This is a genomic window from Paraburkholderia sp. BCC1886 (assembly GCF_900996245.1).
Taxonomy (GTDB): Bacteria; Pseudomonadota; Gammaproteobacteria; order Burkholderiales; family Burkholderiaceae; genus Paraburkholderia.
In genome coordinates this window covers 270,140-294,729 of the sequence record NZ_CAAJGK010000118.1, presented here as the reverse complement: position 1 = coordinate 294,729, position 24,590 = coordinate 270,140, and the positions used below count along the sequence as shown (strand labels likewise).

Sequence of the window (24,590 nt, the reverse complement as noted above, 5' to 3'; positions counted from 1 at the left end):
AGGATGGACTGTGGCCAATCTGCTTGAAGTACGCGATCTGCGCGTACGTTTCGGTGCGCACGAGGCAGTGCGAGGACTGAGCTTCGACGTCGCACCGGGCGAGACGCTTGCGCTGGTCGGCGAATCAGGCTGCGGAAAATCCGCGACGGCGCTGTCGTTGATGCGCCTCGTGCCGTCGCCCGGTCGGGTCAGCGGCAGCCTGCGTTTCGACGGTCACGAACTGCTCGATCTGCCGGCACGGGAGATTCGCGAGATTCGCGGCAAACAGATTTCGATGATTTTCCAGGAGCCGATGACCTCGCTCAATCCGGTGCTGTCGGTCGGCGCACAGATTGTCGAGACGTTGCGGCAGCATGAGCGCCTCACCCGCAGCGTCGCCTGGCAGCGTGCGGTCGAACTGCTGGCGCTCGTGCAGATTCCCGAGCCGCAGCGGCGCGCGTTCGACTACCCGCACGAACTGTCGGGCGGTCAGCGGCAACGCGTGATGATCGCGATGGCGGTAGCCTGCCGGCCGCGTCTGCTGATTGCGGACGAGCCCACCACGGCGCTCGACGTTACGATCCAGGCGCACATTCTCGAACTGCTGGACGGCTTGCGGCACGAACTGTCGATGTCGTTGCTGCTGATCACGCACGACCTCAGCATCGTCGCGAAACACGCGGACAGGGTGGCGGTGATGCTGGCCGGCGAAAAGGTCGAGGAAGCGCCGGTTGCTCAACTCTTCAGCGCACCTCGGCATGCGTACACGCGCGGCCTGCTCGGCGCGTCGCTGAATCTTGCCGACCATCTGCACTATCGCAACTGGAAGTTGCCGGAGATCCGCCACGGAATCGACGCCGATGGGCAGCCGACGTTTGCGGTGCTACCGCGCTCGGCGCGCACCGCTCAGGGCGTGGCCGATACCGGGCCGCGCCGTGGCGATCCGGTGTCGGGCACCGGCACGCCGGACGGCGTGACGTCGAAGGCCGGCACGCCGCTACTGGAACTGCGGGACCTGCGGATCGATTATCCGCAGCGGCATGGAAAATCCATTCTGCGTGCCGTCGACGGCGTGTCGCTGCAGATTGCCCGCGGAGAAACGGTTGGCCTCGTCGGTGAATCGGGTTGTGGAAAATCGACACTGTCCAAGGCGATTCTGCGGCTCGTGCCCGCGTCGAGCGGGGCCATCCTGCTGCGCGGCACCGACCTCGCGCCACTGTCCGAGCGCGCATTGCGACCCTTGCGGCGGCATGTGCAGATGGTGTTTCAGGACCCGTATGCGTCGCTGAACCCGCGCCGTACGGTGGCGGACATTCTGGACACCGTGCTGGTGGTCAACGGGGTCGGCAATGCCCAGCAACGCCGCGCACGGATCGTCGCGATGCTCGACCGGGTCGGTTTGCCGCGTTCCGCGCTTGCCCGCTTTCCGCACGAGTTTTCCGGCGGACAGCGTCAACGCATCGGTATCGCGCGAGCGCTGGTGCTCGAACCGGACCTGCTGATCTGCGACGAGCCGGTGTCCGCACTCGACGTGTCGATCCAGGCGCAGATTCTCAATCTGCTCGTGGACCTGAAAAACGAACTGGGACTCGCGTACCTGTTCATCTCCCACGACCTTTCGGTCGTGCGCTATATCGCCGATCGCGTGCACGTGATGCAGGCGGGGCGGATCGTCGAGAGCGGACATCATCACGAGATCTGGCGGGCGCCGCAACATCCTTATACGCGCTCGCTGCTCGCGGCGATTCCGGGCCGCCCGGTCGACTCGCGCGCGGCCTGAGCGTGGTCAGTACCTGAGGCCTGCCTCGCGCAATAACGGCAGCACGCGTTCGCCGAAGAAAGCGAGGTCCGGCTCGAAGTCGTAGAAGCTCAACTGCACGCCGTCGATGCCGGCCCGATGCAATCTCACGATGTAGTCGGCAATCTGCTCGGGCGAGCCAACCATCGAAATATTGCCGCCCACTGCGCGCGAGGCGGCTAGACTGCGCTGTTCGGCGTTGCCGCGCCACGCGTGCGCGTCGCTATCGAAACGCTGGAAGCTGCCTTCGTCGGCGTGTGCGACGATGGCGTCACGATAGGCGTGCGCTTCTGCTTCGGTCTCGCGGCAGATCACCATCGGATTGAGCAGCGTGCGGACCTTGCGTCCATATTTCGCGGCCGTCGCTTTTACACGCGCGGTATGCGCGGGCAACGCGGTAAGTGCCGCTTCGACTTCGGAGCCGGCGGGACTGGTGACGAACACGATGTCCGAGTAACGCGCGGCGAAGTCGATGCCGGCATCGGAACCGGTTGCGTTGACGAGCAGGGGACGGCCGAATTTCGGCTTCGGCGTGACGAATGCCTGATCGAGTTTCCAGCCGGACAATGCCGGCGCGAAGCTGAAGTTCTCGGGCTGGGCCCACAATTGCTGGACCGCGTCGAGAAATTCCGCGGCCAGTTCGTAGCGCCGGTCGTGTTCGATGCGATGCCAGCCGAACATCTCATGCTCGATCGCACGGTGGCCGGTGACGACGTTGATACCCCAGCGTCCCTTCGACACATGATCCAGCGTCGCGCAGAACTTGGCGAAATGGAGCGGATGCCAGGGACCGTAAAGTACATGGCTGGTGGCGACGAGGATGATCCGCTCGGTGCACGCGGTCATTGCGGCCAGCGACATGAACGAGTCGAGGGCCTCGCCGTTGAACACACCGCCGTATCCGCCTTTAGGTAGCCACTGCGACAGCGCGAACACCAAGTCGAAACCGAGCGCCTCGGCCTTCTGCACCAGCGCGAGGTTGTAATCGAAATCCCAGTTGGTCGTGCGCGGCAGTGTCGAGGCGCTCCAGCCGCCGGCCTGGATCGGCAGGAACAGGCCGAGCAGCAGTGGTTGCTCGAAAGCGCGCGCAACCGGACTGTCGGGCAGCATGACGGGAGAGCGAACCGGTACGAACGGTGTGGCAGGTCCTGATGCCGGCTGCGAAGCGTGCTGCGAGTCTTGCTTCGAAGCGGGCTGTGAAGCGCGCCGTGAAGCGGGCTGTGAAGCGTGCTGTGAAGCGGTGGAGGAGTCAGTCACAGTGATTATCCGTGCCGGGTAACGTGAATAGCGCGGGCTCGACCGGCACGAAGTCCGGGCTTCCCCCGACGGTCCGCAACGTTCTAGTAGAGCACGCGGGTGCGCGGAATCAAACCAAGCAATTCTGCTTTCCAATCGCAGCAGACCGGCGCTTTTCGTCCCGGCCTACGCGAATCCGCGCTCGACGGATGCAAAGCTAATGACGTTTGCTTGCTTTCCGTCCCATTCGGCGCGCCTTACTATCCGACGTTCAAACAATAAAGAGGATAGCGATGGGATCGTCGAATGGATTGCGCAGCACCCTGTACACCGCATTGTTCGCGCTGACGCTAAGTGCTGCCGTTACGGCACCTGCGGCAGCCGTTGCGGCCGAGCCGGCTCACGGCGGCACCCTGACGTGGCTGGTCGCGCCCGAGCCGGCCTCCATCGTCCCCTTGACGACCACCGCCGGCGGTAACGCGGAGATCGGGCCCAAGGTAGTCGAAGGTCTGCTGACTTACGACAAGGACCTGAATCCCGAGCCGTTGCTCGCAAGCGCATGGAGCGTCAGCAAGGATGGCCTGCAGTATCGCTTCACGTTGCGCCACGGCGTCAGATGGCACGATGGCAAGCCGTTCACGTCCGCCGACGTCGCGTTTTCCATTCTGACGCTCAAGCAGGTGCATCCGCGCGGCCGCAGCACGTTCGCGAACGTCACCGACGTGAAGACCCCGGACGATTACACGGCCATCATCGAACTGTCGAAGCCCGCACCGTTTCTGCTGACCGCATTGTCCGGCTCGGAATCGCCGATTATCCCGAAGCATCTGTACGAGGGAACGGATATCGTCGCCAATCCGCATAACAGCGCACCCGTTGGCACGGGGCCGTTCGTTTTCAAATCGTTCGTTCACGGCAGCTACATTCTTCTCGAACGCAATCCGGACTACTGGGACAAACCCAAGCCGTACGTCGACAAGATCATCGTGCGGTTTCTGCCCGACGCCGCGGCGCGGGCGGCGGCGCTCGAATCGGGCGCGGCGAATCTGGCCGATCAGGCGATTCCGTTATCCGATGTGAAGCGCTTCGCGGCGCTGCCCGCCTTCAACGTCGATACGACCAACTGGCCTTATGTCAGCAACCATCAGCAACTGATCTTCAATCTGGATACGCCTGTTCTGAAGGACAAGGCCGTTCGCAAGGCGATCTCGCAGGCGGTGGACGTCAACGCCTTGAACCGTGTGGTCTGGTATGGCTACGGCACGGTGTCGGCGGCGGCGATCGGCGTGGCCAATACGAAGTATCACGATGCGGACATTCATTACTTCCCGTATGACATTGCGGCGGCCAATGCCGCGCTCGATGCCGCCGGCCTGAAGCGGGGCGCGGACGGCAAGCGGTTCAAGCTGCGGCTGCTGTTCAACCCGTTCCAGGACCCGCGCGCCGCGGATTTCGTGCGGCAGTCGCTGGCGCGTATCGGCATCGACGCCGAGATCGAGAGCTACGATTTTGCGACCTATGTGAAGAAGGCTTATACGGACCGGGCTTTCGACATCACGCTCGAAGCGCTCGCGAACGTATTCGATCCGACGGTCGGCGTGCAGCGCGTGTTCTGGTCGAAGAACTTCAAGATCGGGCTGCCGTTCTCCAATGCGGCGCACTATTCGAATCCGGAAGTGGATCGCCTGCTGGAAGCGGCATCGGTCGAGACCGACGAGGCAAAGCGCCGCCAGTTGTTCATCCAGTTCCAGCAGATCGTCCATGACGATATTCCGTCGATTGAGTTTGGCGCGAATCCGAATATCACCATCGTGTCGAAGAAGGTGAAAAACTACGCGCCGACCGGCGAGGGATTGAGAGGCAATTTCGCCGACTTGAGCATCCAGCCTTAGCGAGCGATCCGCGATCGACCGGAGCCTTCGACCGTAGGCGAAAAACGACGTCGTCCGAAATAACTTTTCGTTCGAACCAAATCGCCTCGTGCATCGGGAACTTTCGATGGATCGCGGACTAATCGAATCTTTTTCGGGCACATAAGCATGCAGCTATTTCTTGGTTGTCGAGGTGGTCTGCCGACTGTTTTCATGAGTCTCGCTTTTCGACCTCAAGGAGAAAGTCATGAGTACCGTGCTCGAACATCAGTCGCAACAGTCCGCCGCTCACCAGCCGCTTCGTGTGCGTCGCTACAAGCCGTTGATTGGCGCCGTGATCGAAAACGTAGATTTGTCTCAGCCATTGAGCGAAGACAATCAACAGGTCGTGAGGCAGGCACTCGTCGATCACGGCGTGATCTTTTTTCGCGAGCAGACGCTTACGCCCGAGCAGCACGTGGCGCTCGCGCGCGTGTTCGGCACGCCGGTGCGCAAGAATGTCTATCTGCCGGCCGTCACCGGATTTCCTGAAATCGAGGTCATCGCGCATAGCGAAAAAACCCAGTCCGGTGGCACCGACAACTGGCACGTCGACGTTTCGTGGCAGCACCAGCCACCCAAGGCCACGGTCCTCCACGCACAGGAGATTCCAGAAGGGGGCGGCGGCGACACGATCTGGACCTCGTCGACGGCAGTCTACGACCTGCTGGATCCCGATCTGGCCCGCTACTTCGAGAAGCTGACGGCGGTGAACACCTTCCTCGCCTCACCCAAAAAGCAGGCGCTGGCCGATCTGCTGAGCGGCTACGACATTCCCGAAGGCACCAGCGAACAGAGCGTGGCGGCCGGTCTTGCGCGAGTGCGCGACGCATCGGCCAAGTATCCGCCCATCGAGGTGCCGGTCATCAAGACCCACCCGGAAAACGGCCGCAAGCTGGTGTTCGTCAACGAAGGCCATACCAGCCACCTGCTCGGCGTGTCGAAGACGGCCAGCCAGAGCCTCCTGAACTACCTGTACGACCTGATCAAGACGCCCGAAGTGCAGGCCCGTTTCGAATGGCGCGCAGGTGACGTCGCGATCTGGGACAACCGTCAGGTCCAGCACTACGCCGCGCGCGATTATGGTTCGGCGCGCCGTCGCATTCACCGCGTCACGCTCGAACACGACGGTGTGTTCTGAGCCGCATACGGAAGCTGTCATGACCCTGCCCCTGATCCTGCCCCTGCGCCTGATCCACCGAGGAGATCGAAGCATGAAGCAAAGCGTACGTTCGTGGCGGCAACGCATCGGCAGGGGACTGCTGGTGTCGGCGCTGGCCACAGTTTTCCTGTCCGGCGCCACGTCCGCGCTGGCACAAACGCCTGAGAAAACCGAATTACGCTATCAGGGCTGGGCGAGCAAAGTGCTGTATCCGGAACTCGCCGAAGACCTCGGTTATCTGGCGCCGCTAAAGCTCAAATGGGTGGGCAACACGATCAGCGGGCCGCAGGACATTCAGGCGGCAGTCACTGGCGACGTCGATTTCGGCGGCGCATTCAACGGCTCGATCGTGAAACTGGTCGCGGCGCATGCGCCCGTGAAGGCGGTGATCTCCTATATCGGCACCGACAGGGAAACCAACGGTGGACTCTTCGTGCTGCAAGGCAGCCCGATTCACGGTGCGCGCGATCTGATCGGCCGGCGAGTCGGCGTGAATACGCCGGGCGCCTACGAGCAATACCTGGTGACCGCGTATCTCGAGAAAGCGGGCTTGTCGAAAGACGACATCGACAAGGTGGTGTTCGTCGCGGCGCCGCCGGTGAACCTCGCGCAGTTGCTCAAGCAGAAGCAGCTCGATGCGGTGTTCCTCGAAGACATCATCAAGGACAAGCTGGTCGCGACCGGCGGGGCGACCCTGCTGACCACCGACTATCAACTGTTCGGCTCGTTCGGCTATGCGAGCTATCTGTTCACCGACCGCTTCATCGCGCAGAACCCGAATACGGTGCGCAAGTTCGTCGACGGCACGGCGAGAGCGATCGAGTGGGCGAAGAACACGCCGCGCGCCGAAGTGGTGGCACGGCTCAGGAAGATCGTCGAGGCGCGGCACCGCAATGAAGACACCTCGATCGTCAACTACTGGAAGTCGGCGGGCGTAGGCGGCAAGGGTGGCCTGATCGATGCCGGGGACTTCATGACGTATATCGACTGGTACGTGAAGAACGGCGTGCTGAAACCCGATCAGGTGAAGCCCGATGCGATCTACTCCAACCAGTTCAATCCGTTCAACCAGTCGGTGGCGGCCCGCTAGGCCGGCAAGCGACGAATTTCGAGGTCGACGATATGGGGGCGGCAATCGGCGTGCGCGACGTCACGAAAGGATTCGATCTGAAGCGGCGCGGGCATTTTAGCGTGCTGGAGAAGGTCTCTTTCGACGTCCGTGCGGGCGAGTTCATCACGCTGGTGGGACCGAGCGGCTGCGGCAAGACGACTCTGCTCGATCTGATCGCCGGACTGGCGACGGTGGACGATGGCCAGATATCGATCAACGGCAAGACGGTCGAAGGACCGGGCCTCGATCGCGGCGTCGTCTTCCAGCAGTACGCGCTGTTTCCCTGGAAAACCGCGCTCGGCAACGTCGAGTTCGGCCTGGCGGCCAAAGGTGTTGCCAGAGCGGAGCGTCGCGACAGGGCGCGCGCGTGTCTCGATCTGGTCGGACTGGGCGAATTCGGCAACCGGTATCCGCATGAACTGTCGGGCGGCATGAAGCAGCGCGTCGCGATTGCGCGCGCGCTGTCGTTCGAGCCCGAAGTGCTGCTGATGGACGAGCCGTTCGCCGCACTCGATGCCCAGACCCGCGAGACCTTGCAGGATGAACTGCTGCGGCTCTGGCAGCGCACGGGTACCACCGTGGTGTTCATCACGCATTCCATCGACGAAGCGATCTATCTCGGCGAACGCGTGCTCGTGATGGCGGCGGCGCCCGGTCGTATCGCGCATTCGCTCGACGTCCATCTGGAGCGCGGCGACCTTTCGGACGACATGCGCTCGAAGCCGGAGTTCGTGCGGCTGCGCCATGAAATCTGGGCGTTGACGCATACGCGCGCCGAGGCGCAGACCTACCGGCGCGAATCCGTACCCCGGCCAGAAGCGGCCCAGGCGGCCTGATAGAAGACAGTAGAAAAGGAAGCAGAAGATGAGCACTGCAGGCACGCGAGCCGCGCCGACCCCACCAGCCCCAGCAACCCGTGCAGCGGCGAGCGCGACAGAGACGTCGCGGTTTGTCGCACTTACGGCCACCTTTCCGCGAATTTTTCGGAGCAGCATCGCCATCGTGATTTTTTGCGGGCTATGGGAGAGCCTGCCGCGGGCGGGATGGGTCGACGCGACCTTTCTGCCGCCGTTTTCGGCGGTGCTCGCCGCACTGTTCGACATGCTGCGCTCGGGCGAACTGGAGCAGCATCTACTGGCCAGCACCACGCGCGCGCTGGGCGGTTTTGTCATCGCCGTGGCGCTCGGCGTGCCGTTGGGTCTCGTGATCGGCTGGTACCGGAAGCTCGAAGAAGTGCTCAACCCGTTGCTGGAATTGTTCCGCAATACCGCGCCGCTCGCGTTGCTGCCGGTCTTCGTGCTGATACTGGGAATGGGCGAGACCTCGAAGATCTCGATGGTTGTCTATTCGTGCATCTGGCCGGTGGTGCTCAACACGGTGAGCGGTGTGCGCAACGTCGATCCGCTGCTGATCCGCTCCGCACGCTCGATGGGGCTCGGCTCATTACAACTGTTTATCCGCGTGGTGTTGCCGGCATCGGTGCCCACGGTATTCACGGGCATCCGGGTCGCGGCGGCTTACTCGATTCTCGTGCTGATCGCGGCAGAAATGGTCGGCGCAAAAGCGGGACTGGGCTACCTTGTCAACTACTCGCAGTTCACCTTCGAGATTCCGAAAATGTATGCGGGCATCATCACGCTCGCGCTGCTCGGGCTCGCGTTCAATCATGCTGTGCTGCTGGCGGAGCGCCGCCTGACCGCATGGCGAGGTTAGGGTGGCGCGCACGCTCGCGCCTGTGCGCATCACCACCTTGGATTCCAGGCGTACAACCGGCGCAACCGAGCCGGTTGTGTTCCTCGCTCAACCATTATCAACCGCGAGCGCGAGCAATCCGATTGCGCCCAGGCCCCATTGAGCCGACGAATTGGTCGACACGCGGGGCGCTTCGTCGACATCGTAGAGCACGTCCGGGACCCGCACGCGCTCGGTGTGGAAGTCGCTGAACGTGCTGCCCGCGCGTCCCGCAAAGAATTGCTGCCACGCCCGCCGGCACAATGCGGCGTCGCCCGTCTCGTGGCCGGCGAAGGCCAGCAGTCGCGCGTGACCCTGATTGAGATTCAGCTTGCCGAGCGGCTTGCCGAGCGCCGCCTGCTGTTCCTCCGCACTTGCGGAATAGAGCGTGCAGTATTGCAGCCACGCCTCGCGAAACGCCGGCACGTCGAGCAGGCGAAACAGTTCGCCGCAGACTTCGGGCAAGCCGAAAACCGCACTCAGATGCGACACGGACATCGCGCCGCTCATGTCGGGCGCAAATCGGCCGGTGCGTAAATCCATCACGCCATAGCCGGTGAAAAAGCCATGCGGCTGGGCCGCAATCGACTCCATGCTTGCCACCAGCCTGTCGCGATACACCTGAGATTGCGTGCGCTCCCATTCGGTGAGCCAGGCGGCGGCGACCGCGCCCCAATCGGTGCCGAACGAGACGGTGGCATGATGCTCGCGATCCACGGCGGGATACGGCTCGTCGATCTTGCGGCCAGGCAGGATGTCGCGCAGGCGTTCGACCGCATCGGCTTGCGCATGCATCAGGTCGCCCACGCGTTCGTCGGCGGTCAAGTAGTAATAGAAGCGGTGATTCGTGACGGTCGAGACGCGCAACTGCTTCGCACTGTCGCCCCAATGCTGGACGTCGTGACGTGAGCCGAGCGGGCTGAACGGGCCAATATGATGAACGTCCACTTCGCTACCGTGGCGAGTCATTGCCTCGGCGGTATGGAAGGCGTCGGCACGGCCCGATTGCAGCCAGTAGTGCCACAACCAGATGTCGGTGCTCAGTTCGCCATTGTCCCAAGCAAATCCGCCGACGTCGTAGCGCCAGACATGACGTGTGCTGTCGTAGGTGTGCATCACGTCGCCGAAATCCCAGAAGCCGTACCATTTGCGCTGTTCGATCTGGCCTCGATAGAAGTCATAGTTCCAGTCGAGTCCCTGCTGGGTGCGACCGAGTTCGGCGTTCGACACGCCGTTCGATGCCGCGTGTGCGGCGGCTTCATGGGCCGGGCGCCAGTACTGGCTGAACGCCTCGGCGCGATACATCCACGCACGCGAGGCGATCAGCCGCGGCGGTGTTTCGATGCGCTGCGCAATCGCCGCGAGCGCGGCATGCGAGGGTGTGGCGGGCAACAACTGCAATTCGATTTCGCTGGTACGTGCCACGCCATACGGTGTCATGAAGCCCGGCTCGTAGTCTTCGTAGGTGATATCGAGCGCATCGCGTTGCAAGGCATATGTCGTCTCGCCCATACCGTCGTGGTAAGGACGCAGATCCATTGCTGGCGCATCGGGTGCCCACAGCCACAGGGTGACGGTGGCGTTGGACGTGTGCGCATTGCGAATGTCGATCTGACCGGGATGACTCTGCCAGAAGTGGCGAATGCCGAAAGCCACACCGCCATCGAGCGCACCGAGATACCCGGTGCCGGAAGCACGCGTGCCGTTGGCGGAGCGTACCCATCCGCAGCCGCCTTGCGTGCGCTTGTCGATGGTGAATCCATCGGCATTCGACTGCAACAGGGTGTAGTCGCCCCATGCGGGAACGAAGCGCAGATCCCTTGCAAAAATCTTTCCTAGCGCGTCGGCAGGCGGTGTGGCTTCGCCTTCGAATTGAGCCGACTCTACCGCGTGTCCTGGCGTGCGGCGCAGTCCCGTCAGACCGCGAACCGCTTCGGCGAATACGCCGCCGTTATCGCCTACGAAGCGCACGAAACGTTCATGGGCCTCACCCTGCAGCGGTTTGCCGAATCGCAGGCCCACGCCGCGAATGAAGGTGCGTCGCGGATCGGCGTCGTAGACCAGACTGTGGACGAGTCGCACGGCGTCCGAGTCGCGATAGAAATACAGCCGCAGTACGAAGGGCAGTAATGTCGCACCGCCCGTATTGCTGCTGCTCTCGATGAAATGGGTGCCTTCCAGCTTCACGAGCGCGCGCGCCGGGCCATTTTGTTCGAGCGTCGCCCGATCGATCCGCCCGCGGTAACGCCGGCGAGCCGGCAGGCTGGTTTCGTTGTCGTTGTCGTTGTCGTCGTCGTCGCGGCCTGCCTGCGCCGGATCGCGCTCGTCCGCCAGGACCACTAGCCGGCCATCCTGCAGGGCGGCCCCGCCGTTGCGGGTCAGGCTGACGAATACGCGCTCTCCGGCAACGGGAATCGTGCCTTGAAGCAAGCCGGTATCGATCTCGATTGCGTCGCCGACCCGTCGCGCGATCGGCACAAGGGCTGGCCCGTTCGCGACATCGGCCGACGTCATATTGGGCTCGACGACGAAAGAGGCACTCGCGTCGCGGTTGTCCAAAGCGTCGAACCCGCGCGGCGCCAGCGCGTGCGCGCTCCATTTCAGCGAGCCGTCGGGCCAGTACGCAAGCGGCCACGATTGCAGATCGACCCGGCGTGCGTCGCTTCGCAACGAGAAGGTGCTGGTGGCAGCAACCGTGCCGCGCGGCCACGGGATGCCCCACGTCGCACCGGTAAAGCCCGTGACCGGTGGCGGCTGGTCGAGCCACTGCACGCGTGCGGCATCGTCGCGGGAAGCGGGGTGGCGCGAGGCGTTGCCCGCCGTCCCGGCGACTGTCCCGACTGCGGCCCGAGCCGCATCCGTTGCACTCGCGGCGGCGCCGTAAGCAAGCGACGCCACCTTGAAGAAAGTCCGTCTGTCGAATCCTCTGCTCATGCGTGCCTCAGAACTGGTACGTCAACGTGCCGCCGATCGTCCGCGGCTCTCCGACCCAACCCAGCACCGAGCCGTAGTCGCTCTCGACGAGGCGAAGGTAGTAGTTTTTGTTGAAGAGGTTGTTCACCCACAACGAGGCCGTCCAGTTGCCGCGACTGAATTTGCCGCCCGTTCCCGCCGATAGCGCGAAGAGACCGTAGCCTGGAATGCGCGTGAACGCGGAATCGTCGACCGTGCCGTACATCCACGTGCGATAGGAGTAGCGCGCGCTGACGAACGAGGTGAGACCGCTCTGCGTGTGCCAGGTGTAGCGTGCCGTTGCATTGAACGTCAGCTTCGGTGCGTTGAAGACCTGGTTGCCGGTCAGGTCGCAGATCGCCGTCGAGCCCGCGGATCCCAGTGTGACTTCGGGCGGGCAGATCGCGTGGTGATAGTTGAGATAGCGTGCGTCGTTATAGACGGCCGACGCCTGCAGCAGCAGGTGATCGTCGGGCGTATATTGCAGCGACGTTTCGAAGCCCCGCGAGCGGAACGTCCCAGCGTTGACCAGATACGTCGACTGCGACGTCGGGTCGTAGCTTTGCGTCTGGAAGGCGTTCACATAAGTGAGAAAGACATCGGCCTTGCCGGTCAGCGTGCCGTCGAGAACACTCCCCTTGATGCCCAGTTCCGCGCTCTTGTCCCGCTCCGGGGCGATCACGAGCGAGTTGTACCCCGCCTTCGCCGCCGCGCCCGCGGAGACGTTCAGACCACCCGACTTCTCGCCATAGGACAGCGCGAGATACGTGTTGAGGTCCTGCGTGATGAGGTATTTGAAGTCCACCGTCGCCGACGGCAGCGTGTTGTACTGAACCAGATAGCCCGAGTTGAACGGCGCCTTGTTATAGCGGATGAACTGTCCACCTTTCTCGTCGTAAGTCAGGCGCACGCCCGTCGTCACGTCGAAGCGCGGCGTGACGTGAAAGGTCCCTTGTGTAAAGCCGGACCAGACCTGGTCGTGCAGCGTGCCGTAGCGAATGATGTCCAGATTGTCGTAAGCGGCGCTGCCGTAATAGACACCCGGCAGCTTGCTGTTGGCGTAGCGCGTGAAGGCCTGCGTGGCTTCGTTCTCGCCCATATACGTGGCGCCGACGGCAAAGTCGAAGTATTTTCCGTGCGGCGAATCGAGCCGGATGTCCTGCGACCACGAGCGGTCGAGGAACTGCGTGCCGCTATTCGCATAGACGGGCACGCTCAGTGTGTCGGCGGCTTCGGGTATGTAGTTGAAGTAGCGATATGAACTGACCGAGCGCAGGTTGTAGCCGTCGTCGAACCGGTAGTTCGCTTCCGCCGAGCCGCCGCCTTGCACCAGGTGGATGTTGTTTTCGTCATCGAGTGCGACGTCGTGATCGTTGCCGCCATACACCACGCGATTGCCGATCGCATTCGAATGGGTGAGGAACGGATTCACGCCGTTGATGGAGTTCGACCCATAGGTGACGGGCGTGGGCGAGTCGTTCTCGTTGCTGTAGTCGGCGCTCAGACGCAGACTGAAGCGGTTATCCGGCTTGTACAGCAGTTGGCCGCGCACGCTGTCGCTCGACGTGCCGTTCAGGTTGTGTCCGTTCGTCACGTTGGTGACGTCGCCGTTGCTGCTGCCCCGCGTGAAGTCGATGCGCCCGGCGAGCGTGTCCGAGATCGGCCCGGAAAACATCGTGTGATTCTGCACATAGCCGCGTTCCCCGATCGAGAGACTTTCGGAGCCGGTCGGCTTGAAGCTGGGCAGCGGTGTGTGCACGTCGACCACGCCACCGGTCGAGTTAGCACCGAACAGCGTGCCTTGCGCGCCGCTCAATACATCGACGTAGTCGACATCGGCGAGCGCGCCCGCGAGCATGCCGGGGCGCGGCAGATAGACGTTGTCGAGATACACCGCGACACTGCTCGGCATGCCGATGTTCTGCTCGCCGCTGGTCTGGCCGCCGCCGTCGCCGACGCCGCGAATGGTGATCTGCGTATCGGAGGGATCGGTGGTCTGCACGTTCAGGCCCGGCACCAACTGCTGCAGATCGGCAAGCGAGGTGACGTGCTGCTGCTGCAATTCGTTGCCGGTCACGCGGTAGCTGGAGGTCGGCGCGCGCTGCGGATCTTCCTTGATGCGCGTACGCGTTCCGCTCACTGTCACGGTGCCCAGTTGGGTGGTCGTCTCGGCAACGGCGGCGGGCGAGGGAACCGGCCGCTTCGGCCGGTCAGCTTTTGGGCCGGCATCCTCCGTCACAACGGTGGCAGCCTGTGCGCGACGGACCGCCAACGCGTGAGTGTCCGTCGTCACCACTTCGAGGCCGGTTCCCTTGAGCGCCTGCGTGATGGCGCCGGCAACAGTGAGATTGCCCGCCACGGGGGCCGCGACGATCGTCTCGACCAGTTTCGGGTCGTAGCTGAGCGGCACACCGCTTTGCGCTGCAATCGACAACAGCGTGCGGTTAAGCGGTTGCGCCGCGAAATGGTACGTCTGAGTCTGGCCGGTTTGCGCAACGGCGGCACCGGTGGCGAGTAAAAGTGCAGCGGCCAGCGTACTGAGCGCCAGGACCTGGTTGCGTGTTCGTTTCACGATATCCCTGTCGTTTCAATGAATTCGATTCTTTATGTGGGCGCGTCCGGCGCAACGCATCGCGTCTTGCGCGAGGACGAACGGTCAACATGTGCAACGAATTCATCAAAGCGTCAGCCCGGATGCGATTTTTTTTGTTGAATCTCGTGTCCTGTTCTGGTTCTTTGTGCAGCAGCGCTATCGTCATATCGATTCGAGAATACGAGCTTTGGCCAAATGTCATGGCGCCCTTAGAATCGCCGCTCCTGCCTCTCCCTGCATGTACGAGGCGCTCGCAAGAGGCGCTCGCAAGAGGCGCTCGCACGAGGCGCTCGCGCAGGTCCCTGCGAGCGCAAGTGTGCCGAGCACGAAATTCATGGCGATCCAATTTCAGAGCCTGTCCGTTGGGCGCGACGATGACGCGCGCGCCGAAGTCCGCAGCGATGTTTTTAGCAGCGATGCCCGCTCTGGCGGCGCACGTGCGAGAGATCACGCGCGCGACCATTTCCTGACCGATGAATTCCGTCGCAGCTACGGCTGGTTGACCCACTGTGTGCATCGGCTGGTGGGGTCGAGAAGCGATGCGGAAGACCTCGCGGCGAGTGCCTTTACCGAACTCGCCGCGCATCCCGACGTCAGCGAAATACGTCAGCCACGCGCGATGCTCACCACGATCGCGCGACGACTGACGTTCGAGCATTGGCGGCGCCGCGATATCGAACGGGCTTATCTCGCGCGACTCGCGCTCGCCCCAGAACCCGTCGCGCCCGCCCCCGAACTGGCGCTCGAAGCGGTGCAGGACATCCTGTTGATCGACAGCGCGCTGCAAAGCCTTTCCGCGCGTGCGCGGGAAGCTTTCATCCTCAGCCAGTTCGAAGACATGAAGTACGCCGACATTGCCGTGCGGCTCGGCGTTTCCGTGAGCATGGTGCGCAAGTACGTGGCGCAGGCGCTCACGTTGTGTAGCGGCGTGATATGAGCGACGCGCCGCGAGAGGCTCAGCAGATGTCCGCCGCAGATCGCGCGGCGATTGCCTGGGAAGTGCATCTGCGTGAAGGTAATCTGCGCGCTGCGGAACTGGCGGACTTCGATCACTGGCGCAGCGACGCGTCCAATGCGCGCGCGTGGGAAGCGTTGCAGGCGCGTCTTGCGAGACTGCGCCCGCGCGAAGCGGTCAGGCGAGCGGCCGTCGCCGAGGCGCTGCGCGTGCCCTCGGAGAAGCGTCGCAGGCTTTTGCGCGCGGGCTTCGGCGGCGCGGCGGTGTTGCTGGGCAGCCTCGCGCTGCACGACAGCGTGCGACGTCTAGGACTCGATGCGGACTGGCACAGCGCGATCGGCGAGCGGCGCACGGTGCAACTCGCGGATGGCTCGCGGATGACTATCGATGCAGGCAGCCGCATCTATCGAGCGAGTCCGCGTAACGATCTCGCGCTGCGGGTGTCGGTCGGACAGGTGCTGTTGCATGCGCCTGCCTCGCGTGCCGGCGTACTGCGCCAGATCGAGACCGAGCACGGGACGGTGATGACCGACGGCGGCGAGTTGAATGTCGGCCGCATTCATCGGCACAGCGTGGTGGCGGTCGGCAAAGGCGAGGCAATGCTTTACCAGCGTGGCGCGCGGCCACTCGCGGTGTCCGCGGGAGAAAGCGTCGCCTTCGCGCACGAGGGCGCGCGGCGCCTTGCGCAGCCATTCGAGCTCGTCAGCGCCTGGACGCGCGGCCTGTTCGTCGCCGACGACATCTCGCTGGAAGCACTGGTCGATGTGTTCAACCGCTACGACGACGGCCTGATTCGCGTGGTGGGCCCGGCGGCTCAGGCGCGCGTCAGCGGCGTCTTTCTGCTGCGCGATATTCCCGGCTCACTGGTGCAGGTCGCCGAAAATACGCCGGTCGAATTGACCCGCGTGGGAGATTACCTGAGGGTGTTGAGCTGACCAGGCTCCGCGTCTGCAAAACAAAAAATTTCCCGATACTGCTGACGCTTTCCGCGTTTCGTTGCACAGGCTGAACAGAAACAACTGCAACGTAACCTGAAGGCGGATTAAGCAATGCGCAGAATAGTCCCTGCAGCGCTAATGGCGTGCCTCGTGCTGGTCGGCACGCCGCTCCATGCCGCATCGCGTACTCTGGTGGACGACGGTTTCACGACACTCGATACGCGTCGCTGGATCGTCGAAGCCGAACCGGCGAGCACATCCGCGCAGGCCAACGAGGCCTCGGCCAGCGTGGTGTACGCGAAGCATCATGCGTTGATCCTCGACGCACCGCGCGGTCTCACGGTCTGGTTGAACCGGCGCCTCAAGGGGCATTACGAAATCGACTTCACCCGTACCGTGATCGTCGACGGAGGGCGCAACGACCGCCTGTCCGACTTCAACCAGTTCTGGCTCGCTAACGCCGGCAAGGACGGACAGCCCGTGGCGCCATTCGGCGCAACGGGGCGCTTTGCCGACTACGACGCGCTGCAACTCTTCTACGCGGGCATCGGCGGCAATGGCAATACGACCACACGCTTCCGGCTTTACGACGGCACGCCTGCCCGTCCGCTGCTCGCGGAATACACCGATCAGGCGAATCTGCTGCGAGCGAATCATCCATACCGCGTGCACATCGTGGTCGATGGGCGCGGCACGCGTTTTTATCTGGACGGCAAGCCTTATTTTGCGGCGTCGCCACCGCTGGCGGCGAGCGGCTATTTCGGTTTTCGCACCACGGCCTCGCGTCAGGTCATCACGCATTTTTCCATTCGCGCGCTGCCCTGAACGCAGCATTCGCGCGCTTAATCCGCCTCTTTTTTTCGATGTCGATGACTCCCTCTTCCAGTTTGCCCTTCAAGGCGACGCTCACGCGCATTGCGCTGAGCGCTGCAGCCGCACTCAGCGTCCCGCTGGCGCACGCCGCCGATGCACCCGTCACGCTCACGCAGGACGCCCAGACCATCACGATCGACAACGGTCTCGTGCAGATTCGCGTCGAGCGCAGCGACGGTTATCTCGCGTCGATCCGCCAGCACGATGCCGAAGGCTGGCACGATCTCAGTGTCAACGAGAAGCGCGCAGCCTACGAGGCGCACGGCGACGATTTCGAAAATGATCCTGAAAAAGCCTTGTACTGGGACGCCAATGCGGATGTCGCGGTGGTGCCGCCTGGCTATAAGGAAGACAAGAAGGGCTATTTCCGGATGCGCGAGGGCGAGGCGCACGTGAGCGTAGTGGCCGCCACGCCCGATCGCGTCGAGGTTTCGGTGACGTCCGCGCCGACACCGGTGTTCCCGTTCGATATCGACGTGCGCTATACGCTGCTGAAAGGCGCGACGGGTTTTTATGCGCAGGCCATCGTGCACCACGGCGCGGACCAGCCTGCCGCGACGTTCTATCAGAACCGCTTCGTCGCCAAGACCGTGATGGACGGCACGTTCGACCATTGGGCCATAGGCGACGGCAAGTTCCTGCCGATCCCGCAAGGCTCGATCACCCAGGAGTTGAGCGATGCGACGTTCAGGCTGGCGGACGGCTCGATCAAGACGAAGTACATGAATTCGGTGTTCTGGTCGCAGGTGCCTGTCTACGGCTATGTCGGCGCGCATCGCGGTCTGTGGATGATCGAAGCCAGTCCCGAATATCACAACGGCGGACCGGTGAAACAGGGGCAGACTCTGCACGACAACGTTCTGCTGCGGGTGCTGCAGTCGGTGCATTTCGGGGCGTCGCCAGTGGTGTTGAAGGATGGCGAGGACTGGCGCAAGGTGTATGGACCGTTCCTCGTCTATACGAATCAGGCCGATGGTCCCGAAGCGCTATGGGCCGACGCCGAGCGCCAGCATGAACGCGAAGTGGCCGCGTGGCCTTACACCTGGGTGGACACGCCGGCGTATCAGAAAGCGCGCGGCGAGGTAAGCGGTCGGGTGACGCTGGCGGGGGCGCCGGCAGGCCATGCCTGGGCGATCCTGTCCGATCCCGGCGTGACATGGAGCGCTCAGAACCGCGGCTACGCGTTCTGGGGCGATCTCGATGCACAGGGGCACTTCGACCTGGCCCATGTGATTCCGGGCGTCTACGACCTCTCGGTGAGCGGCTCGGATCAGCCGCAGGATCTGGTCGTGCATCGCGTGACGGTCACGGCGAACCAGCATCTCGAACTCGGCACGATCGACTGGCCGGTGGAAGAGCAGGGCCAACGCCTGTGGCAGATCGGTCGCTTTGATCGGTCTGCAGGCGAATTCCGCAACGGCGACGACGCGCGCAACTACCAGATGTTCAGGCGCTATCCGCAGCAGTTTCCGCACGACGTGGACTACGTGATCGGTCAGAGCGATCCGGCACGCGACTGGAACTTCGCGCAATGGACCGTCTACAGCGAAAGACCGGACTGGCGCATTCGATTCGACGTGCCGCACGTCGAGGCGGGCAAAGCGACGTTGACGATCGGATTCGCGTCGTCGCAGCCCGCGCATGGCAAGAAGCTGACCGATCTGCGCGTGGCGGTGAATGGCACCGAGGTCGCGCAGATTCATCTGCCGAAGACGGGGACCGCCGGTTATCGGGGCAGCGCGCAGGACTCGCCGTACAACGTGCGCGCGATTACCTTCGATGCGACGTTGCTGAAGCCGGGCGCGAATCTGATCACGCTGCGCCACGCCGATGCCGTGCCTTATGCCCGCTTCAGCACGGCTGGCAGCAACCAGGCCGTGCCGGCGAATACGACCGCGGGTCAGGTCATGTACGACGCGCTGCGCCTGGATGTCGAACCGGCTGCGAAGCCTTGAAACGATGACGACTCTGAACACCCGTTGCAAGCGCTCGCGCCGTGTGAGCGGCTCGACCTCCACGCTTGATCCGATGAAACAACGTGTGCCCGACCTTTGTGAGGCACGACGATGAGCACGCCGGCGACCAATCGCTCGACCTTGCACGCGTTGCGTCATGCCGCATCGCGAGCGCGTGTCGACGACGCGGGCACGGCCATGCCGTCGCGAACCGCAGCGCAGCTTCGCCAGCAGCGGGGTGAGCGCGATGAGCGTCGCGACCTGGAGCGGGCACGCAAGCGCGTGGAATCGCGGCGCGGCGCGGCAACCGTCGCGATGACGGCCTTGGCCGTGCTGGCCCTGCATGCGGGAATCGCGTGGCTCGCGCATGCATGGAATACCCGCTTGCCGACCGAGCCAGCGCGTCCGCTGCCGATGGCGGTGACGTTGACGAGCGCGCCGCGGCCGTTGCCGCAAGCCGCGCCTGCGGTGGCCACGCCGCAGGCGCCGCCGCCCACGCCGCAGAAGCAGCCGGTTCGACCGCAAGCCCGGCCGCAGTTGCAGAAGACCAGCGCGGCCGCGCCGCTTGCGAAGCCGGCCGAACCGGCGGCCCATACACCGCCGGCACCGTCCACGCCATCTGCGCCGGCTAGCGCAGCGGCGCCGCCGCAGGCACCGACGGCACCGGCTGCGCCGACGGCATCGCACGAGCCGCAGCCGAAGGAGACGCCACCGCTTGGAGATGCCGCTTATCTGCATAACCCCGCACCGGACTATCCCGAGGTAGCGCAGAACAACGGCTGGGAAGGGCGCGTGATGCTGCGCGTGCACGTGCTGGCGAGCGGCTCGCCGGATTCCGTCGCGGTGCTCACCAGCAGCGGGCGCCGCGTGCTCGACGAGGCCGCGCGCGACACCGTGAGTCACTGGAGCTTCGTGCCGGCCAAACGTGGCGACCAGCCCGTCGACGGCTGGGTCACCGTACCGATCAACTTTAGCCTCGGGCAATAAATCCGGGCTTTTTCGAATCATCGCAATACATAGGACAACACTGACATGAACGGCTATTCGACTCATTTCATCGTGCAGGGCGCGCTGTGGCTGCTCGGCATTTTTTCGGTCGTGACCTGGACGCTGATCCTGGTGAAAGGCGTGCAGGCAGTGCGCGCCGCTAACGGCGCACGCCGTTACGGCAGCGCTTTCTGGGCGGCACGCAGCTTCGCGACTGCCGCGGCGCTCGAGCGTTCAGAGAGCCCGCTGGGTCGTCTGGCGGCCGCGGGATTCGATGCGCTCGCCGACGCCGACGATAGCGGTGCCGAAGACCTCGAACATAGCTGGAGCCGGCACGATCTGCTCGAACGGCATCTGCGCCAGCAAATCCAGAGCGAACGCCGTCGTGCCGAAGCGGGACTCGCGGTGCTCGCATCGATCGGCAGCACTGCGCCTTTCGTCGGTCTGTTTGGCACCGTGTTCGGCATCATCCATGCGCTCTCGGCTATTTCACACGCGGAGTCGGCCAGCATTGCCGTGGTAGCGGGGCCGATCGGCGAGGCGCTGGTGGCCACGGGCGTCGGTATTGCGGTCGCCGTGCCGGCCGTGCTGGCGTACAACTTCTTCGTGCGCCGCGTGAAGGGTGCCGCAGCGGACCTGGACGCGTTCGCCACGGACTTCGTCACGCTCGCGCAGAAAGCCAGCTTCCGCGCCCCGCGCTTAACGCCCGTTGCTACCGATCCGTTGAAAAAGGCACTCGCATAATGGCATTCACCTCTTCTTCCGATAACGACGACGTGCTGAGCGAAATCAACATCACGCCGCTCGTCGACGTGATGCTGGTGCTGCTGGTCGCGTTCATCGTCACCGCGCCGCTGCTCAACAATGCGATGCACGTGAACCTGCCGAAGACCGAAGCGACCGCGGCGGCCCCATCGACGAAAACGGTGACCGTGAGCATCGACTCGCACAGCCAGCTCTATGTCGATCACACCGCGCAAAGTCTCGCGCAACTCGATGTGTCGATGCACGCGCTGGCGGCCGGCAATCCCGACGCGAGCGTGAGCTTTCAGGCAGATGAAACGGTTCCGTATGGCACCGTCGCGAAAGCGATGGCCGCGATCCAGCATGCGGGCGTGACGAAGCTCGCGGTGTTGACGGCACCGCAGCAGTGAGTGGAGCTGGCCCGCAGCGGCACAGGACGGAGCAGTGCCCTGCGAGTGCCAGCAGAGAGTCGCGCTCATCGAGAAGGAGTGCGAGCGCGTCACGAGGCTCGACATGCGTGGCAGTCAGTGTGCGATAACGGGAAGGCGCAATGATCGATGCGGTCGTCAATTTCAAAGGCGGCCAGACGTGGGTGAAATCGTTGCGGACCTTGCGCATGGGCGGGCGTCTGCCGACCTTCGGAGCCATGAAACGACGCCATGCCTAAGCAAAGCAGAATCGCTTGGTTCGCGACGGATACCTGGTTGGTTATCCTTTCGGGTGATAAGCGGGCAGGATTGACGCCAGTGCTTCGAGTTGGCCTCTGCCATTCCATCGAACCAATTCTTTGAATCATGACGACACTCAACGAGTACCTGATCCAAAAACGCGCGGCATGGCTTGCCAAACGCGAGGCGGCGCACCGGGACCCCGATATCAAATCGAACCAGCTCAAAGCCAATGTGCGTGCATTGGGCCGCAGCGGAGTGCGCGAGATCCGCATTCGCGACTTTCAGGTAATCAGCGACAGTCCCACCGATTTTGCGGGTTACAACCTTGGCCCGGCTTCACCCGAATTACAACTCGGTGTGCTCGGAAGCTGCATCACGCACATCACGCTGATTCAGGCGGCGGAGCGCGAGCTGAAAATCGACTCGATCGATGTCGAAGTGACCGGCGAGCAGCATCCCCTCGCACAGCAGCCGGGATTCGAACACATACCCATCTTTCCGCACAACATCCGCTACACACTCGATATCGTGTCGCCCGAACCGGCGGAAGTCATTCGCGCGTTGCACGAGGCGGTGGAGGCGGTCTGCCCGATCTTCAATCTGCTGAAAAACCCGCAAACCATTGTCGGCGAACTGCGACACACCAGCGCGTCGGTGAACGGCGCCTGACGTTCGGACACCCTTCATTCTCAGGAGAGGATTGCCCAGGCGTTTTACCTCGGGGCTTCCAGCACTACCTGCGACTTTTCTGTTCCTCTGCTGACTGGCTGATTGCATGGCCACTCGCGGCGGTTCAGCTCGCGACGTCACTGTGGGGGCACCATCGGGCTTGCGCTAACCGCCAGCTGTCCGGCGTTGTCTGCTAAACATCGAAGAATTTATTCGTTTGTGGCGCCTCGCGGTTGTTTTATCGTCCGGTCGTGCATGCCCGGATCGCGTATCCCGGCACGCGCCAGGGCCTGGCAGCAACGGAGCGCTTCATGCGCGTAACGCCTTCGCCGAGGTCCACCCAAACAACAGCAAGGAACGGCTATGGCGACAGGAACGGTGAAGTGGTTTAACGATGCCAAGGGATTTGGCTTCATCAAACCGGATGACGGCAGCGACGATGTGTTTGCGCATTTCTCGGAAGTGCGCGCAGAAGGATTCAAGTCGCTGCAGGAAAACCAGAAGGTGACGTTCGAGGTCAAGCAAGGCCCGAAGGGCAAACAGGCAGCCGATATCAGGCCGTTGTAGTGGTGTCGCGTCGAGGTAATACCAAACGGGCGTCGGGCCATGCGTTAACCTTGCCCCATCGGCTCCTGCGAACGGCGGTGCCCGCGCTGCGCAGCGTTGTGTTTGCCACTGCGCGTGCAACCGCGCATGCATCCCGCGCATCCGTGACGCTTGCCTCCTGCGGTGTGCTCGTGACGGCCCTCACCGTGCCGGCGTCGGCCAACGCGGCCGGCAGCAAGACCCTGGTGTTCTGCACGGAAGGCAGTCCCGCAGGCTTCGATCCTGGCCAGCACACGACCAGTACCGACTTCGATGCCAGCAGCAACACCATCTACAACGAACTGGTGGAATTCCGTCGCGGCACGCTGGATCTCGAGCCTGGACTGGCGACCAGTTGGGACGTTTCCGCCGATCAGCGCAGTTATACGTTTCACCTGCGGCGCGGCGTCAAATTCCAGACGACCGCGTGGTTCAAGCCGACCCGCGACTTCAATGCCGAAGACGTGTTGTTCACGTTCAACCGCATGCTCGATGCCGACGATCCGTTCCGAAAGGCGTATCCGTCGAGCTTTCCGTATTTCAGCGATCTCGGCTTCGACAGGAATCTCGCGCATATCGAACGCGTCGACGACTACACCGTGCGATTCGATCTGAAGCAGCCGGACGTCATCTTCGTGCGCAATCTCGCGATGAACTTCGCGTCGATCCTCTCGGCGGAATACGCGGCACGCTTGAGCGCCGCGCACCGTGAGGCCGATATTAACCAGTTGCCCGTCGGAACCGGCCCTTTCGTGTTCCGCTCCTATCAGAAAGACGCGCTGATCCGCTACGACGGCAACCCGGATTACTGGCGCCCGGCCGATGTGCAACTGGCCCATCTGATCTTCGCGATCACGCCGGACCCTGCCGTGCGCATCCAGAAGCTCGCGAACAACGAGTGCCAGGTGTCGGCATTTCCGCGTCCGGCGGATCTGGATGTCGTCAAGCGCAATCCGGATCTGACGCTCGTGACGGGTGTCGGCTTCAACGTCGGCTTCGTGGCGTACAACACAAAGCACACACCGCTCGATAAGACCGACGTGCGTCGCGCGCTGGATATGGCGATCGACAAGCCCGCCATCATCAAGGCGGTGTTTGCCGGCAACGCGACGGTCGCCAGCAATCCGATGCCGCCGGCGCAGTGGTCTTATAACAAGCAGCTGAAGGACGCACCTTTCGATCCAGTCAAGGCCAAGGCGCTGCTCGCCCAGGCCGGGTACCCGAATGGCTTCGAAATCTCGTTGTGGGCGATGCCGGTTCAGCGACCCTACAATCCGAACGCCCAGTTAATGGCGCAGCTCATCCAGCAGGACTGGGCGACTATCGGCGTGCGCGCAAAAATCGTCAGCTACGAGTGGGGCGAATACAACCGGCGCGCGAAGCAGGGCGGCGAACACGACGCCATTCTCTACGGCTGGTCGGGCGACAATGGCGACCCCGACAACTGGCTTGGTACCTTGCTCGGTTGCGACGCGGTGCATGGCAGTAACGTGGCGAAGTGGTGCGATCCCGCTTTCAATGCGCTGATCGTAAAGGCGCGCTCGAGTTCGGACACTGCGGAGCGAACCCGGCTGTACGAGCAGGCCCAGGTCATCTTCAAGCAGCAGGTGCCTTATACGCCGATCGCGCACTCCATCGTGTCCTTGCCGGCGTCCAGGCGGGTGAAGGGTCTGGTCTTCTCGCCGCTCGGCAGTCATCGCTTCGACGGCGTGTCGCTGGAATGATGCAGGTAGCGACTCGT

Annotated in this window: 19 protein-coding genes; 16 read left to right on the top strand and 3 right to left on the bottom strand. The window is 63.2% G+C overall.

The window, feature by feature from the left end; all coding sequences use genetic code 11:
- Positions 1–10 precede the first annotated feature (10 nt).
- Positions 11–1,759 (top strand): ABC transporter ATP-binding protein, encoded by a 1,749-nt coding sequence (locus FQ746_RS33210; protein WP_144114016.1) that lies wholly within the window; start codon positions 11–13, stop codon positions 1,757–1,759.
- A 6-nt stretch (positions 1,760–1,765) separates the two neighbouring features.
- On the opposite strand, the gene FQ746_RS33205 is transcribed toward FQ746_RS33210, so the two are convergent.
- Entirely contained in the window at positions 1,766–2,887 is a 1,122-nt protein-coding gene (locus tag FQ746_RS33205) for an LLM class flavin-dependent oxidoreductase (RefSeq protein ID WP_144114015.1), read from the bottom strand.
- 419 nt (positions 2,888–3,306) lie between these two features.
- On the opposite strand from FQ746_RS33205, the gene FQ746_RS33200 reads away from it, so the two are divergent.
- The 5 genes from FQ746_RS33200 to FQ746_RS33180 all read left to right on the top strand — a co-directional run bounded on the left by FQ746_RS33200 (position 3,307) and on the right by FQ746_RS33180 (position 8,909).
- Positions 3,307–4,905 carry an ABC transporter substrate-binding protein gene (locus tag FQ746_RS33200; protein WP_260854254.1) on the top strand — a complete coding sequence of 533 codons (1,599 nt, stop codon included), beginning with the start codon at positions 3,307–3,309 and terminating at the stop codon, positions 4,903–4,905.
- Positions 4,906–5,131: 226 nt separating this feature from the next.
- On the top strand, positions 5,132–6,064 hold the full coding sequence (locus FQ746_RS33195) for a TauD/TfdA dioxygenase family protein (RefSeq protein ID WP_144114014.1): 933 nt from the start codon (positions 5,132–5,134) through the stop codon (positions 6,062–6,064).
- Positions 6,065–6,137: 73 nt separating this feature from the next.
- Positions 6,138–7,175: an ABC transporter substrate-binding protein gene (locus tag FQ746_RS33190; RefSeq protein ID WP_144114013.1), complete on the top strand. Its 1,038-nt coding sequence runs from the start codon at positions 6,138–6,140 to the stop codon at positions 7,173–7,175.
- Between the two features lie 32 nt (positions 7,176–7,207).
- Positions 7,208–8,032, top strand: coding sequence for an ABC transporter ATP-binding protein (locus FQ746_RS33185; RefSeq protein WP_144114012.1), 825 nt, complete (start codon positions 7,208–7,210; stop codon positions 8,030–8,032).
- A 28-nt stretch (positions 8,033–8,060) separates the two neighbouring features.
- Positions 8,061–8,909, top strand: a complete 849-nt coding sequence (locus tag FQ746_RS33180) for an ABC transporter permease (RefSeq protein WP_144114011.1) — start codon at positions 8,061–8,063, stop codon at positions 8,907–8,909.
- Positions 8,910–8,996: 87 nt separating this feature from the next.
- Here FQ746_RS33180 and FQ746_RS33175 read toward each other — a convergent pair whose 3' ends face one another.
- Together FQ746_RS33175 and FQ746_RS33170 are read right to left on the bottom strand one after the other, a co-directional pair.
- Complete coding sequence (locus FQ746_RS33175; RefSeq protein ID WP_144114010.1) at positions 8,997–11,861, bottom strand: Tat pathway signal sequence domain protein; 2,865 nt, start codon at positions 11,859–11,861, stop codon at positions 8,997–8,999.
- 7 nt (positions 11,862–11,868) lie between these two features.
- Positions 11,869–14,451: a TonB-dependent receptor domain-containing protein gene (locus FQ746_RS33170; RefSeq protein WP_144114009.1), complete on the bottom strand. Its 2,583-nt coding sequence runs from the start codon at positions 14,449–14,451 to the stop codon at positions 11,869–11,871.
- A gap of 355 nt (positions 14,452–14,806) precedes the next feature.
- On the opposite strand from FQ746_RS33170, the gene FQ746_RS33165 reads away from it, so the two are divergent.
- The 10 genes from FQ746_RS33165 (at position 14,807) to FQ746_RS33120 (ending at position 24,573) form a co-directional block, all read left to right on the top strand.
- Positions 14,807–15,409: a sigma-70 family RNA polymerase sigma factor gene (locus FQ746_RS33165; RefSeq protein WP_144114008.1), complete on the top strand. Its 603-nt coding sequence runs from the start codon at positions 14,807–14,809 to the stop codon at positions 15,407–15,409.
- 26 nt (positions 15,410–15,435) lie between these two features.
- Positions 15,436–16,362 carry a FecR family protein gene (locus FQ746_RS33160; RefSeq protein WP_186310898.1) on the top strand — a complete coding sequence of 309 codons (927 nt, stop codon included), beginning with the start codon at positions 15,436–15,438 and terminating at the stop codon, positions 16,360–16,362.
- Between the two features lie 114 nt (positions 16,363–16,476).
- Entirely contained in the window at positions 16,477–17,190 is a 714-nt protein-coding gene (locus FQ746_RS33155; protein ID WP_144114006.1) for a DUF6250 domain-containing protein, read from the top strand.
- A 44-nt stretch (positions 17,191–17,234) separates the two neighbouring features.
- Positions 17,235–19,193 carry a polysaccharide lyase family protein gene (locus tag FQ746_RS33150; protein WP_186310897.1) on the top strand — a complete coding sequence of 653 codons (1,959 nt, stop codon included), beginning with the start codon at positions 17,235–17,237 and terminating at the stop codon, positions 19,191–19,193.
- Positions 19,194–19,304: 111 nt separating this feature from the next.
- On the top strand, positions 19,305–20,180 hold the full coding sequence (locus tag FQ746_RS33145; RefSeq protein WP_260854253.1) for an energy transducer TonB: 876 nt from the start codon (positions 19,305–19,307) through the stop codon (positions 20,178–20,180).
- 45 nt (positions 20,181–20,225) lie between these two features.
- The gene (locus FQ746_RS33140) at positions 20,226–20,924 is read left to right on the top strand and encodes a MotA/TolQ/ExbB proton channel family protein (protein ID WP_144114004.1); all 699 of its coding nucleotides are present in this window, start codon (positions 20,226–20,228) and stop codon (positions 20,922–20,924) included.
- Positions 20,924–21,334 carry an ExbD/TolR family protein gene (locus FQ746_RS33135; protein ID WP_144114003.1) on the top strand — a complete coding sequence of 137 codons (411 nt, stop codon included), beginning with the start codon at positions 20,924–20,926 and terminating at the stop codon, positions 21,332–21,334. Before FQ746_RS33140 ends, FQ746_RS33135 begins: the two co-directional genes overlap by 1 nt.
- A gap of 384 nt (positions 21,335–21,718) precedes the next feature.
- The gene (locus FQ746_RS33130) at positions 21,719–22,264 is read left to right on the top strand and encodes an OsmC family protein (RefSeq protein WP_144114002.1); all 546 of its coding nucleotides are present in this window, start codon (positions 21,719–21,721) and stop codon (positions 22,262–22,264) included.
- 363 nt (positions 22,265–22,627) lie between these two features.
- Positions 22,628–22,831: a cold-shock protein gene (locus FQ746_RS33125; protein WP_144114001.1), complete on the top strand. Its 204-nt coding sequence runs from the start codon at positions 22,628–22,630 to the stop codon at positions 22,829–22,831.
- Between the two features lie 170 nt (positions 22,832–23,001).
- On the top strand, positions 23,002–24,573 hold the full coding sequence (locus tag FQ746_RS33120; RefSeq protein ID WP_144114051.1) for an ABC transporter substrate-binding protein: 1,572 nt from the start codon (positions 23,002–23,004) through the stop codon (positions 24,571–24,573).
- Positions 24,574–24,590 lie beyond the last annotated feature (17 nt).